13 protein-coding genes are annotated in these 13,666 nt (G+C 73.1%); 2 read left to right on the top strand and 11 right to left on the bottom strand.

Going from position 1 to position 13,666, the window contains the following annotated elements:
* A partial coding sequence (locus QZ433_RS12740; RefSeq protein ID WP_295784116.1) for an alpha/beta fold hydrolase occupies nucleotides 1-538 on the top strand: 538 nt, incomplete at its 5' end.
* 111 nt (nucleotides 539-649) lie between these two features.
* Here QZ433_RS12740 and QZ433_RS12735 read toward each other — a convergent pair.
* The 11 genes from QZ433_RS12735 to QZ433_RS12685 form a co-directional block, all read right to left on the bottom strand.
* Nucleotides 650-1,876, bottom strand: a complete 1,227-nt coding sequence (locus QZ433_RS12735) for an MFS transporter (RefSeq protein ID WP_295784114.1) — start codon at nucleotides 1,874-1,876, stop codon at nucleotides 650-652.
* A gap of 343 nt (nucleotides 1,877-2,219) precedes the next feature.
* On the bottom strand, nucleotides 2,220-2,999 hold the full coding sequence (locus QZ433_RS12730; RefSeq protein ID WP_058624612.1) for a creatininase family protein: 780 nt from the start codon (nucleotides 2,997-2,999) through the stop codon (nucleotides 2,220-2,222).
* A complete protein-coding gene (locus QZ433_RS12725) occupies nucleotides 2,996-4,327 on the bottom strand; it encodes an FAD-binding oxidoreductase (protein ID WP_295784108.1) in 1,332 nt (443 codons plus the stop codon). The genes QZ433_RS12730 and QZ433_RS12725 overlap by 4 nt, the downstream gene beginning before the upstream one ends.
* A gap of 232 nt (nucleotides 4,328-4,559) precedes the next feature.
* Nucleotides 4,560-5,735 (bottom strand): ABC transporter substrate-binding protein, encoded by a 1,176-nt coding sequence (locus tag QZ433_RS12720; RefSeq protein ID WP_295784105.1) that lies wholly within the window; start codon nucleotides 5,733-5,735, stop codon nucleotides 4,560-4,562.
* 109 nt (nucleotides 5,736-5,844) lie between these two features.
* The gene (locus tag QZ433_RS12715) at nucleotides 5,845-6,606 is read right to left on the bottom strand and encodes an ABC transporter permease (RefSeq protein ID WP_295784103.1); all 762 of its coding nucleotides are present in this window, start codon (nucleotides 6,604-6,606) and stop codon (nucleotides 5,845-5,847) included.
* Between the two features lie 128 nt (nucleotides 6,607-6,734).
* Nucleotides 6,735-7,511 (bottom strand): ABC transporter ATP-binding protein, encoded by a 777-nt coding sequence (locus tag QZ433_RS12710; RefSeq protein WP_295784101.1) that lies wholly within the window; start codon nucleotides 7,509-7,511, stop codon nucleotides 6,735-6,737.
* 28 nt (nucleotides 7,512-7,539) lie between these two features.
* On the bottom strand, nucleotides 7,540-8,796 hold the full coding sequence (locus QZ433_RS12705) for an amidohydrolase family protein (RefSeq protein WP_295784098.1): 1,257 nt from the start codon (nucleotides 8,794-8,796) through the stop codon (nucleotides 7,540-7,542).
* A 331-nt stretch (nucleotides 8,797-9,127) separates the two neighbouring features.
* On the bottom strand, nucleotides 9,128-10,075 hold the full coding sequence (locus QZ433_RS12700; RefSeq protein ID WP_295784096.1) for a PDR/VanB family oxidoreductase: 948 nt from the start codon (nucleotides 10,073-10,075) through the stop codon (nucleotides 9,128-9,130).
* A gap of 16 nt (nucleotides 10,076-10,091) precedes the next feature.
* Nucleotides 10,092-10,706, bottom strand: coding sequence for a helix-turn-helix domain-containing protein (locus QZ433_RS12695; RefSeq protein WP_295784094.1), 615 nt, complete (start codon nucleotides 10,704-10,706; stop codon nucleotides 10,092-10,094).
* A complete protein-coding gene (locus tag QZ433_RS12690; RefSeq protein ID WP_295784090.1) occupies nucleotides 10,703-12,001 on the bottom strand; it encodes an amidohydrolase family protein in 1,299 nt (432 codons plus the stop codon). Before QZ433_RS12690 ends, QZ433_RS12695 begins: the two co-directional genes overlap by 4 nt.
* Nucleotides 11,998-12,978 (bottom strand): XdhC/CoxI family protein, encoded by a 981-nt coding sequence (locus tag QZ433_RS12685; protein WP_295784088.1) that lies wholly within the window; start codon nucleotides 12,976-12,978, stop codon nucleotides 11,998-12,000. Before QZ433_RS12685 ends, QZ433_RS12690 begins: the two co-directional genes overlap by 4 nt.
* Before the next feature lie 51 nt (nucleotides 12,979-13,029).
* Here QZ433_RS12685 and QZ433_RS12680 point away from each other — a divergent pair, with 51 nt between their 5' ends.
* Nucleotides 13,030-13,602 carry an NTP transferase domain-containing protein gene (locus QZ433_RS12680; RefSeq protein WP_295784117.1) on the top strand — a complete coding sequence of 191 codons (573 nt, stop codon included), beginning with the start codon at nucleotides 13,030-13,032 and terminating at the stop codon, nucleotides 13,600-13,602.
* Nucleotides 13,603-13,666: the final 64 nt, after the last annotated feature.

The raw sequence follows: 13,666 nt of genomic DNA, 5'->3' as shown, positions 1-13,666 counted from the left end.
CGTCTCGGTGGGAGCCTCGGGCGGCGGACCGCACGCGCTCGCGTGCGCCGCGGTCATGCCGCGGCACGTCCGCGCGGTGGTGACTCTCGCGTCGCCCGCGCCGTTCATCGACGAGCCGTGGTGGTTCGCCGGCATGCAGGCGCCCGGGGGACTCCGTGCCGCCGCGGTCGGCGAGGACGAGAGGCGCCGCTTCGCCGCGACCGACGAGTTCGATCCGGCGCAGTTCGTGGATGCCGACTATGCCGCGCTGCGGGGGGAGTGGGCGTCGCTCGGGGTGGACGCCGGAGCGGCCGGCGCCGACGGGCCGGATGGCCTCATCGACGACGACCTCGCCTTCACCCGGCCCTGGGGGTTCGCGGCGGCGGAGGTGGCGGCATCCGTTCTGCTCGTCCAGGGGGAGTGCGATCGGGTGATCCCGCCCCCGCACGCTCGAGCTCTCGCCGCCGTCCTGCCGCGGGCGACGCTCGAGCTGCACCCCGACGACGGGCACGTCTCGGTGCTGCGCCACCTGAGCGGCGCCCTCGCGCGGGTGGTCTGAGCCGCGAGACAGCACTCCGCTGACAACTCGGCGACATTCTGACACCGACTTGTCAGCAGGATGCAGTCTCGCGGGTCGGGCGGCCGCCCCGGCCCGCGCGCCGCCCGGGCCTCACACCCGCGCCGCCCGCGCGCCCGCGGCGCGCAGCAGCGCCTCGCCGACCGCGGCGACGACGGCGGCGAGGGCCAGGGCCACCGCGATGGTGGTGAGCGCGGTCGCGGGGCCGGTGGCATCCAGGGCCGCTCCGGCGATCACGCCGCCGATCGGAACGCCGAGCGACATCGCGGCGGTGGGATACGCGAGGGTCTCGGTCACGCGCCCCTCGGGAGCCCGGGCGGATGCCACGAGGATCCCCGACACCATGACCGGCGAGACCGCGAGCCCCAGCAGCAGGATCGCCCCGAACAGCACCGGAGCCGAGCCCTGCGCGAACGGCAGGACGAGGGCGACGGCGCAGGCGAGCGCCGCGAAGAGGATGTAGCGCGCGGCGGGGGAGAGCCTCCACGTCCGCGCCCCGGTGACGACCGAGCCGATCGCGATCGCCACGGCCAGCGCGCTGAACGCGGGGCCCGCGAGCCACGGCCGCTCGCTCATCTCCGCCCAGCCGACCAGGCTGACGTCGAAAGATCCGAACACCCCGCCCAGCGCGATGCACGCGATCGCGATCGGGATCACGCCCGCCGGGGGCAGCACCAACCCGCGCCGGGGACCGCGCGGCGTCGGCGCCGGTTGCGTGCCGCGCTGGGCGGCCAGCCACACCCCGCCGATCACTCCGAGCCCGAGCGAGCCGAGCATCGCCACGGAGGGATCGATCGCGGCGGCCACCGCGGTGATGGCCGGCGGCCCCGAGATGAACACCATCTGATCGGCGATCGTCTCGAGCGCGAGAGCGGGGGTGCGCTGCGACTCCGGCGCGAGCACGGTCCACCGCGCCCGCACGGCCGAGGTCAGATCCGGTGTCGCCGCCCCCGTCACGAACGCGGCCACGAGCCACGTCCAGAACGGCGCCCCCGTGAGCACGAGGGCGAGGAATCCGGATGCCGCGAGCACGAGGCATCCGAGCGAGATCAGGATGACGCGGGCCTGGCCGTGCCGGTCCATGCGCGACGACCACAGGGGAGCGGCGACCGCCATCCCGCCGACGAGCGGGGCGACGACGATTCCCGCGGAGGCGAAGCTGCCGGTCGCGGAGGACACCAGCAGGATGATGCCGAGCGACAGCGTCGCCCGCGGGAAACGCGCGAGGATGCCCGCGGCGACGAAGCTCCGCGCCCCGGGCAGGCGCAGCACCTGCCCGTAGGCTCGGACGCCCCGTGCCTCGTTCGTCGTCGGGCTCACGGCATCCCCACCCCGCCGTGTGGGACGCAACGCAGGAGATCCGACAAGGCGTTGGTTGCAGTGCCCGCGTCGTCCCTCCGTCGCGGGCGATCCCGACGGATACTCCTGCGTTGTGTCACGGTGAGGCGCGAGACGCCCCCGCCCCCGCCGGGGGAGAGGAAGTCGGCGGGGGCCGTGGCGCAGCGGGTGGGCCGGACCGTACGCAGGAGAACCGCGCCCACCGAACCGCGGAGACCGCGTGATGACGGCTGCGGCGGTGCGCATCTCCTGCGTTGTGGCGCGCGGCCGCCCGTCGCCCGGTCGAAGGTCCGGGTCTGCAGGAGTCGTGCCCGCCCCGAACCCCTCACGCCGTGTAGTCGAATCGGCTGATCTCCTCGAGCGCCTCGACGACGAACGACACGCTGTCCTCGAACAGCTGCGCACCGTGCGCCGCGTTCGCGCCGGTCGGGTCGCCGAGCACCCCGGTCGGTCCGAAGTCGTTCGACAGCCACCCGAACGTGACGGGCTTGCCGTTGAAGCCGATGTGCCGGAAGTCGCCGATGTGCGCGGGCACCGTGGCCTCGAACGTCGTGGCATCCACCAGTTCCGGGCGCAGGTGCATGATCATGCTCGTCTCGCCGTGTCCGGCGTGGATGCCGGTGCCGTGCTCGTTCGGACCCCCGTCGGTGCCGTCGAACGAGGGCACGCGGGCGGCGGGCATGAAGAACGTCCGCAGGCCGAAGCGGCGGCGCAGCTCCCGGTTCGCGACGTTCAGCAGCGCGACGTTCCCGCCGTGGCCGTTGAGGAAGACGAGCGTGCGGGCGCGGGTCGTCAGCAGCGACCGGCCGATGTCGACGATCGTCTGCATCATCGTCTCGGGCGTGAGCCACAGCGTCCCTGGCGCCCACGAGTGCTCGTCCGACTTCGTGATCGACAGGGTGGGCAGCTGCCAGACGTCCAGGCCCTGCGCCGCGGCTCGTGCCACGGCGGCCGTCGCGGAGGCCTCGGCCACGATGGCATCCGTCGCCAGGGGCAGGTGCGGACCGTGGTGCTCGATCGCGCCCGTGGGCAGGACCACGATCGACTTTTCGGTGAGGGCCTCGGCGGCGGCGGGTCCGCTCAGCTCGGCCAGCAGACGGGTCATGAGATGATCGCTCCCTTGCGCGCGCCGGCGTAGTCGGGGTCGAGCTTGCCGGGGTTCAGCAGCCCGTTCGGGTCGGTCGCGCGCGCGGTCTCGACGGTCTGCTCGACGTTGAAGTCGACGTTCCACTGGTGCGGGTTGTGCACGCCGACACCGATCGCGTTCAGCGCGGCGATGCCGCGGTACACGTCCTCCTCGCTGACGTAGGGCGCGGCGAGCATGCCGATCGGGAACGCCTTGGTCGACTCGATGTGCAGGTGCGAGCCGGGGAACACCGCCTCGACCGCCGCGATGTCGTCGGCCAGGGGTGCTCCGGCCACCTCGAGGTGGAACACCTCGTGCGGCTGGCTCTTCTGGTACCACTCGATCGGGTGGTTGTAGCTCAGCATCGACAGGCGGATGCTGGCCTGCGGTCCCTCGCGCACGGCCTCGACGCGGCCGCCCGCGCCCTCGATGATCGCGGTCACGTCGTCGATCTGCGCGGCATCCAGGATCACCCGCAGGCTGGAGCGTCCCGCGGGGATGGCCTCGTCGGAGGGGAGGGATGCCGAGATCTCGGGCCCGTCGCCCGAGACCAGCCGCGGCGAGGGGTCGAGGTTGCCGATGGTCTGCACCACCGAGAGGGTTCCCGCGAAGTCCGGGAAGCTCGCCCAGAGGCCCCGCCATTCGCGCAGCGGCTCGAGGCGGACGGTCGCGCGGACGATGACACCGGCGGTGCCGTAGTTGTGCACGTATTTCTGGGCCTCGTCGCCCTCGACGTGGATGATCTCGTCGCTGCCGTCGGCGTGCACGACGTCGAGGGCGGCGACGAAGCCGCGGTCGTTCGAGCCGTGCTCGATCGACCCGGTGCCGCCCGAGCCGCCCGAGAGGAAGCCGCCGATCGTGGACTGCGCGGTCGAGGGGTACATCCACAGGGCCTGCCCGGCCGCCCACGCGGCCTGCTCGAGCAGCACCATCGGGGTGCCGGCTTCGGCGGTGATGAACCCGTCGCCGACCTCGACGATGGCCTTGGCGCGCGTGGTGTCGATGACGAGGCCCCCCTGCATCGGGATGGCCTGGCCGTAGTTGCCGGTGCCCTTGCCGCGCACGGTCACGGGGACGCCGTGGCGGGCGGCCGCGGCGACCGCGGTGGCGATCTGCTCGGCGTTCTCGGCGAACACCACGAGGTCGGCCAGGCCCAGGGGCAGTTTCGCCGCGATGATCGGCGACATGGGCGAGCCGTCGACGCTGGCGCGTTCGCGCACGCGCGGTTCGGTGCTGACGGCCGCGGGGCCGAGCAGGTCGAGCAGTTCGTCCTCGAGGGAGAGGACGCGGGTGGCGGTGTCGCTCATGGGGTGTCTCCGGGTGGAACGGGTGGGGGTGGATGCCACGGCTTTCGCGGCGACGGTGCACAACGCAGGAGTTTCTCGTCGGTCAAACCGATCGCGTGCGCCGGGCCGGCATCGGGCCGGGTGTCGGGCGTCGGATCTCCTGCGTTGTGTCCGGGGCAAGGCGCGGGGGCGGGGCCTGCGGGTGCGGCCCCGCGGACGGCCCGGCCCGCACGAGGCGGACCGGGCCGTCGGGTCAGAACGAGATCGACGTGTCGATGAACTGGTTCGTGTACAGGTCGGCCGGGGTGTAGCCCGACGCCGGCGGGGTGCCGAGGTCGGTGTAGACCTTGCTCGCCTTGGTGAAGAAGTCGTCGAAACGGCTCTCGTCGAAGTTGCCGTAAGTCGAGTCGGGGCCGTTGCCGACGAGGCCCAGGTCGACCTGCGTCTTGACCGAGTAGTCCGCGACACCCTGCGTGTAGGTCCAGCCGGTGGCGTACTCGTCGACGAGCTTCAGGATCAGGTCGTTCGCGGCGGACGGGTCCTTGTAGTACGCCACGCCCGCCTTCTGCAGAACGGGGACGAGCTTCTCGAGGCAGGGGCTCAGCTTGTCGAAGTCGCCGGCCTTGACCGACACCGACGACTGGTATGTCTGCCAACCGGCGTCGTGGATCAGCGCGAAGTCGACGGGCTTGCCCCACGCCGAGACCTCGTTCTGGTACACGTACGGCTCGGCCGAGGCGAAGCCCTGCTGCATGTCCTTGCCGCCGGCGGCGACGAAGTTCGACGGCGTTCCGTCGTACGAGCCGTCGAGGATGGCCGAGTCGGCCAGGCCCGCGCTCTTGAGGTACTCGATGTACGCCGAGCCGTCGAAGTAGCGCCACACGCCGCCGGTCGCCGCGAGGGCGCTCTTGACGTCATCCACCGTCTTGACGTTCGGGTAGGTGGCGGGGTCCCACATCACCATGGTCGGGCTGATGTCAAGGGGAGCGAACACGGCCTTGGTGGGCGTGGTGCCCGAGAGCTGGATCGCCTCGTCGGTGCTGACGTAGCCGAGCGTGATCTTGTCGTCCTGGTACATCTGCGCCGACACCGTCTGGAAGCCGATCGCGGGACCTCCGGCGCGGATCTCGAGGTTGACGCCGGTGTACTCGCCGTCCGACATCAGCGGGCCGGTGACCGCCTTCGTGTTGGCGTCGATCGTGTAGTCGTCCTTGATCATCTCGTAGAGGTGACCGTGCTCGGCCTCGGGGTTCCAGTCCGTCTGGATGACGACGGTCGAGGGGCAGTCCGCCGAGAGGTCGACGGAGCCGATCTGCAGATCGGCGGCGGGGGCGCTCTCGGCCGCGCTACCGGCGCAGGAGGTCAGGGTGAGGGCGATCGCGACGGCGCCGGTGACGGCGGTGCCGCGAAGAAGGGTGGAGCGCTGCATGCTGGTTCGCTTTCTGTGACGGTGGAGCTCTCGGGTGCGGGTTTTCGGGAACGCCGGACACCGCCCCCCGCACCTCGCGTGCGAGGGAGGCGTGGCATCCGGGATCAGGTCAGAGCGTGCTGTCGTACCAGCGGCCGACGGCCGCCTTCGACAGCCAGCCGAAAAGGGCGAAGATCGCCACGCCGAGCAGGCAGGCGGCGAGGATCGCGGCGAACAGTTCGGCGCTCTGCAGGCGGGACTGGTAGTTGGCGATCAGCGAGCCGATGCCCGGTTCGCCGCGGCGGAAGAAGTAGTCGCCGACGATCGCGCCGATGACCGACAGTCCTGCCGAGGTGCGCATGCCGACGAAGATCGAGGGCAGCGCCGCGGGCAGGGTGAGCTTGGTGAGCACCGTCCACCGGTCCGCCTTCTGCAGGCGGAACAGCTCGCGCTGCGACTTGTCGACCGACTGCAGACCGAACAGGGTGTTCGACACCATCGGGAACAGGGCGATCAGGACGCATACGATCACGCGGGCGAGGAACTCGTAGCCGAACCAGAAGCCGACCAGCGGCACGAGGGCGAGGATCGGGATGCACTGCAGCACCACCGCGTAGGCGTAGGTGGAGCGCTCGATCCACCGGGCCATCGACATCGCGATCGCCCAGCCGATGCCGATCACCATCGCGATCACGAGTCCGGTCAGCGCGACGCCGGTCGTGCGGAACAGCGCGACCCAGATGTCGGCACCGACCTGCGGGTCGAAGAAGCCGAGGGTGAACATCTCGTGCGGCATCGGGAGCAGGAAGCCCTTGCCCGAGGCGCTCAGGGCGATCGAGACGCCGTACCAGGCGCCGATGAGCACGACGAGAACACCGAGGGGCGGACCCACGAGGGCTGCGTTAGCGCCGAAGCCACGACGGCGTGCGCTCGCGCGCGGGCGGGGCGGTTCGACGGGCGGAGGAGGGGATGCCGGGGACGCGTCGGACGCGGCGACGACCGGTTCTGCGGAGGTGGTGCTCATGAGTGTCCTTCCCGGAGGGCGTGGGAGACCTCGCCGACGAGCTTCGCGAACTCGCCCGTGTAGCGGATCTCGGGGTCGCGGGGCAGGTCGAAGGGGACCTCGAAGGTGTCGACGAGGTGGCCGGGGCGACCCGACATCACGACGACCTTGGTGGAGAGGTAGACGGCCTCGGAGACCGAGTGGGTGATGAAGAGTCCGCCGAAGCGCTGGGCGACGAAGATCTTGATGAGCTCGTCGTTGAGGCGTTCGCGGGTGATCTCGTCGAGAGCGCCGAACGGTTCGTCGAACAGGAACAGCTCGGGGTCGAGGGTGAGCGAGCGCGCGAGCGAGGTGCGCATCTTCATGCCGCCCGACATCTGCTTGGGCAGGTGCTTCTCGAAGCCGTTGAGGCCCACGAGGTCGATCGCCCACTGCGCCTTGGGCCCGCGCACGCGCTTGGGCTGCCAGTTGAGCTCGGCGAGCAGTTCGACGTTGGAGCGCACGTCGCGCCACGGCAGCAGCGTGGCGTCCTGGAAGACGTAGCCGATGCGGTCGGTGTTGACGGTCGCGGTGCCCTCGCTCGCCGACTCCAGGCCCGAGGCGATGCGCAGCAGCGTCGACTTGCCGCAGCCCGAGGGCCCGACGACGCTGACGAATTCGCCGCGACCGACGGTGAGGTCGACACCCGAGAGTGCGGTGGTGCCGTTGGGGAACGTCATGGCGACGTTGCGGAAATCCAGCAGGGGCGCGGTGGGATCCGCGACGGCTGCCGGGGCGGGAGAGGCCAAGGTCACGGGGCGCTCGCTTTCTGTCGGGAGCGGGTTACGACGCCGTCGCGGGTGCGGCGGAGCGGGTGGGGACGGATGCCGCGGTCTCGGTCGAGACGGTGGTGCGGCTGACGAGCCGGCCGCGGTGGATCACGACGCGGTCGGCGCTGGCGAAGGCGACGGCGTCGCCCAGGGACTCGGCCCGCACGGCGACGAGGTCGGCGCGCGCACCCGGCACGGGGCCGGCGGCGGGCAGGCCCATCACGTCGCGCGCCCCCGCGGTCACGGCTTCGAGCGCGGCGTCGGGGGCGAGGTGTCCGGCGCTGACGAGCAGCGACGCGGTCTCCAGGTGGTCGCAGCGACCGACCGGGTTGAAGGGGTCGCGGACGTTGTCGGCTCCCGCCGCGACGCGCACGCCGGCCGCCTTCAGACGACCGATCGGTGCGATTCCGCGGGGGACGGCGTGGTCGGCATCCCATCCCTGCAGGTACAGGTTGGTGATCGGCAGGGCGATGACGCCGATGTCGGCGGCGCGCACCTGATCGGCGAGGGCGGCGAGATCGGTGGCGGCCATCATGCTCAGGCGCACGCAGTGGCCGGCCGTGCGGGAGCGGGGCGAGCCGGCGACCGCGCGGGCGTAGGCAGCGAGGGTGTCGGCGCCGGCGAGGCTCTCGTCGGTGTGCAGATCGAGGCCGACGTCACGCCGCCGCGCGAGGGCGACGAGACGCTCGAGGTCGGCGATCGGGTCGTCGGCGAGGTGCGGTGCGCCGCCGACCAGGTCGACCCCGGCGTCGAGAGCGGCCTCGAAGACCGCGTCGGCGACCGTCGGGCCGCCGAGGGCGACGAGTTCGATGTCCATCAGGCCGACGAGCTCGTCGCGCAGTCTCACGAGGGCGCGCACGCCGGTCAGGGCGTCATCGCCGCGCAGCAGGTCGACGTGCGTGCGGACGGCGGTGATCCCGGATGCCAGCATCCGCAGCGCCGTCGCGCGGGCCCGGCGCAGCGTGTCGTCCTCGTCGAGGGTCAGGGCGAAGGCGTGCCAGCTCTCGATCGCGCGTTCGAGGTCTCCGAACGGGGGGTGGATGGCATCCCAGGACTGCGCCTTGTCGAGGTGGGCGTGGGGTTCCGCTCCCGCGGCGGTGAGCAGGTAGCCCGGCAGGTCGAGGACGACGCCGTCGGTGTCGGGCAGGGGGCTGCCGGTCGGCACCACCGCGAGCACCTCGTCGCCGTCGAGCGCGACGTCGACGACGGCGCTGGAGGCGAGGCGCACGCCGCGAAGCGCGGCGACGGGGACGGGCGGAGCGGCGGACACGGGAGCCTCCGAGAGCGTTCGGGCGAGGGGCGAGAGGGGTGCCACGGCAGCGGGGCGGACCGCCGGGGGCGGCTGCGTCAGTGTTGGTGTGACCAACATCCGGCGTTGATCCGATGCTAGGAATGGCGCGTTTCCGCTGTATTTCCCCCGCGTGACCCTCTCGACAAAGTTGTCGGACAGGCTGGCGCGCGCGCGAGCGTGCGCTCAGAACAGGGGATGCCGTGGGAACAGGCAGGATCCGCGCGAATCGGCCTGTTCTCGCGGCATCCCCTGTTCTCGTGACGATCGCGCGCGGCCGGGGGAGGGACGGATGCCGCGCGCGTGCCGCGGATCAGAGCTCGAGCATGATCCGCGCGCACGCGGCGCGCGAGACGCACGGCATCATCGTGCGGTTGGCGTCCTGCTCCTCGGGCGAGAGCACCGAGTCGCGGTGCTCCACGTCACCGTCGACGACGGCCACCTCACACGTTCCGCACGTGCCCACCCGGCAGCTCGAGGGCACGACCACGCCGTGCTCCTCGGCGACGTCGAGGATGCTGCGCTCGGGCGGCACGGTGAGGGTCAGTCCCGACATCATCAGGTCGACCTCGAACGGCTCCGTCCAGATCGGCTCGCCGAGCACCTTCGCCTCGAACCGCTCGACGTGGAGGCTTCCGCGGGGCCAGTCGGCCATGGCATCCGCGAGCCCGTCGAGAAGGCGCGCGGGGCCGCACGCGTAGACGACGGTGCGGGCGACCGGGGTGGACAGGCGCGCGGACAGGTCGAGGCGGCGGCCCTCATCGGCGGAGAACACCTCGACGCGCTCGCCGTAGCGCGCCGCGAGGTCGTCGACGAAGGCCATGGTCGTGCGCGATCGGCCCAGGTAGAGAAGGGTCCAGTCCGCGCCGGCGGCGTCGGCGGCTTCGATCATCGGGACGAGGGGGGTGATGCCGATGCCCCCCGCGACGAACACGTAGGAGCGTCCGGCGGTGGGGGCGAACAGGAAGTGGTTCGCCGGTCCCCGCACGCGCAGCGTCGCCCCGACGTGGGCGTTGTCGTGCAGCCAGACCGAGCCCTCGCGCTCGCGCAGGACGCCGATGCGCCAGGTGCCGCGCGCGGTCGGCGAGCCGCAGAGGGAGTACTGCCGCTCGATGCCGCTCGGCAGAACGACGTCGATGTGCGCCCCGGGCGACCAGTGCGGGAGCGTGCCCGTGGCCCGTCCGAGGTCGAGCACGACGACACCGTCCGCGGCGTCGCGGCGTCCGGTCACGACGGCCTCGAAGCTCACTCCTGCACTCATGCGTCCTCCTTCACGATCACGCCTCGGCGCCGTCGCCGTGGACCACTTCTTTCACGATGAGCAGGCGGTAGGGCGAACCGTCGGGCGAGTGCCACCGGTGCGGGGTGCCCGACCGGCAGTAGACCGAGTCGCCGACCGCCAGGGTGCGCTCGCCGAACGGCCCGAACGAGATGACGATCGCGCCCTCGAGCACGGTGAGGAACTCGTCTTCGTCGTGGACGTAGTGGTCGCCCGGGGCGCTGTTCGACCCCGTGAACTCGAGCGGCTCGAAGCGGCGAGGTCCCTCGGCGAGCAGCCGCGCGGTGCCCTCGGCGTAGGGGCCGACGACGCCCTCGCCCGCGGCGACGAACGACGGCCGGGCGTCGGGCTCGGCCCGCGGAGGCTCGGAGCCGGCGATCAGCTCGACGCGGCTGGTACCGAGGGCGCGCGCGAGCCGCTCGAGGCTCGCCATGCTGGGCCGCGCCAGGCCGCGTTCGAGCTGGCTGAGGAACGGGTGCGAGAGGTCGGCCGCCTCGGCGAGCTGGGTCAGGGTGAGCCCGCGCGCTTTGCGCAGCCCCCGCAGGTGCGCGCCGAGGCGCTCGTCGCTGGATTCGGCCGGGGGAAGCGGTGCGGGTGGTGCCATGGAGGTCATCGTGTCACCCTCTCGAACAGGCGGGCGACGATCTCGCCCTCGTCGGCGTGCACGAGTCGCCCGGCGTCGACGACGACCCGTCCGCCGACCACGACGGTGCGGGGGCGACGTCCGGGCGAGGCCCACAGCAGCCCCGCGACGGGGTCGGCGACGCCGGCGTCGGCGACGCCCGAGACGTCCCAGAGGCAGAGGTCCCCGGCCGATCCCGGCTTGAGACGGCCGAGCTCGGCCCGCCCGAGGCCGTCGGCCGATCCCGAGGTCGCCATCGACAGCACCTCGGATGCCGGCAGCTGCGGCCCCACGAGCGCGGACACCTGCATCGCGAGGCGGGCATCGGCGAGCAGATGTCCCGCGTCGTTGCTGCCGCCGCCGCTGGTCCCGAGTCCGACGGCGATCCCGGCGTCGCGCAGCGCGCGCACCGGGGCCACCCCCCACCCCATCGGCACATCGCATCCCGGGGCGTGGGTGGCCGAGGTGCCGGATGCCGCGACCCGGTCGATCTCGTCGGGCGTGACGTCGCACAGGTGGGCGAGGGTGACGTCGGGCGCGAGCCAGCCCCAGTCCTCGAGCAGGTCGAGGGGGCGGCGGCCGTGGCGCGCGAGGGCGATCTCGACGTCGACGACCTCGTTCGCCTGCGTGCGTCGGCGCAGCCCGTGGCGGTGCGCGACCTCGCCGAGCAGGTCGAACGTCTCGCGGGGGTCGCTGTGCACGCCCGCGGGACCGACGGCGACCTGCAGCATGCCGTCGGCCGAGACGCCGCCGGGCCGGTCGGGGACGAGGGCGTCGACGATCGCCTGAGCCGAGGCCGCGGCTTCCTGCGGGTCGTCCCGGGCGGCTCCGCGGACGAAGACCAGGCGCGCGCCGAGATCGCCCGCCGCGGCGGCGGCGGCCCGCGCCATGCCCACCGAGTCGGCGCCCGCGGGCCAGGTGAGGTGGTGGTCGGCGACGGTCGTCACCCCGCTCAGCAGCGCCTCGGCGAGCCCCGCCCGGGCGGCGAGCCCGGTCAGGTCGGGGTCGACCCCCGCGGCGGCGTAAGCACCGGCCATCGCCGGCAGCCACTCGCGCATCTGGATGCCGCGCGTTGCGGGCAGGGTCCGGAACGCCGTCTGCAGCAGGTGATGGTGGGCGTTGACCAGACCGGCGGTGACCACGCATCCGCTCGCGTCGAGGGTCTCGGCATCCGTCGTATCGGCGTCGTCGACCACGACGCCGTCGACGACGATGACGTCGCCGGTGCGCACGCGGCCCGCGTCCTCGACGACGGCGACCGCCCCGCGCACGACCAGGACGCTCATGCGCTCCTCACGCCGCAGAAGACCGCGCCGTCGTCGGCGTGGGACGTGGTCCCGCCGTGCAGGCGTGCTCCGGTGCCCTCGCGCAGCGGCCGCGCGCCGGCGGAGTGACGGGATGCCACGATCTCGGCGATCACCGACAGTGCCGTCTCTTCGGGTGTCGAGCCGCCCAGGTCCAGACCCAGGGGGGAGTGCAGGCGCGAGAGCTCGGCATCGGTCACCCCGGCCGCACGCAGCAGCTGGGCGCGGCGGTTCGCGGTCGCGCGCGCCCCCATCGCGCCGACGAATCCCACCGGCAGGCGCAGGGCCGTCCGCAGCGCGGGGACGTCGAGTCGTTCGTCGTGCGTCAGGACGCAGACGGCGGTGCGCTCGTCGGGGTCGACGACCGTGGCGAGATAGTCGTGCGGGGCGGCGACGACGACCTCGACCGCCTCGGGGAATCGCTCGCGCGTGGCGAGCATGGCCCAGTCGTCGCACACGGTCACCGCGAACCCCGCGGCGGCGCCGACACGGCACAGGGCCGCCGCGTGCTCGCCCGCGCCGAGGATGATGAGCCGCGCCGCCGCGGGGCGGTGCAGGACGAGGGGCTCGCCGTCGAGCTCGAGCCGCAGGGTCGCGGCTCGCCCCGCCCGGGCGGCCTCGAGGGCGGGTCGGGCGTCGGCGTCGAGGGGGTAGGCGACGACGTCGACGGCGCCGCCGCACGCGAGTCCCGCGGCGATCGGGGTGACGGCTCCGTCCGAGGCGAAGCCGAAGCGCGCGCGCCGGATCGAGCCGGTGCGCAGGGCGTCGAGGCCGAGCATGACGGCGTCGTTCTCGACGCACCCGCCCGAGATCGAACCGATCACGCGCGCATCGCGGGTGACGGCGAGGGTGGCGCCCACGCCGCGCGGGGCGCTGCGCACCACCGCGGTGACCGTGACGGCCGCGACGGGGATGCCGGCATCCATCAACGGCACCAGATCGGCGGCCAGATCGAGCATGGACGCGACGGTAGTCGGGGCGTGTTTCGCGCACGCTACGCTGTCGTGACCATGCCGCCCGAGCCCGCTGCCGCCGTGTCGGGACTGGTGCTGGCCGCGGGGGAGGGCCGGCGCTTCGGCGGGCCCAAGGCCCTCGCGCGCACCGCGGCGGGCACGCCCTGGGTGGCCCTGGCGGTGCGCTCCCTGCTCGAGGGTGGATGCCGTGACGTCACCGTCGTACTCGGCGCCGCCGCTGACGACGCCGCGCCGCTCGTGCCGGCGGGGGCGTCGATCGTGCGGGCCGAGGACTGGGCCACCGGGGTCGCGGCATCGCTGCGCGCGGGGCTGCGCGCGCTCGCCGCGGGCGACGCGGTCGCGGCGCTCGTGCTGCCGGTGGACACCCCCGACGTCGTCCCCGCCGCGGTGGCCCGGGTGCGGCGCAAGGCCGCGCCCGGGGCCCTCGCGCAGGCGACGTACGACGGTGCGCCGGGGCATCCCGTGCTGCTGGGGCGCGAGCACTGGGACGCGCTGTCGGCCGCGGTGCGCGGGGACGTCGGCGCCCGGGCGTACTTGATCGCCCGTGAGGCGGAGCTGGTCGAGTGCGGCGACCTGTGGTCGGGCGCCGACCGCGACGAGCGCGTCTGAGCGCGCGGGGTGGCCGTCGCTTCGGCCCCGTCGGCTCCGAACCGCCCGCCGCGCCACGCCTCAG

This window comes from uncultured Microbacterium sp. (assembly GCF_913776565.1).
GTDB lineage: Bacteria > Actinomycetota > Actinomycetes > Actinomycetales > Microbacteriaceae > Microbacterium.
Note: the sequence above shows the minus strand (reverse complement) of the source record. Positions and strands in the feature narration are given on the sequence as shown.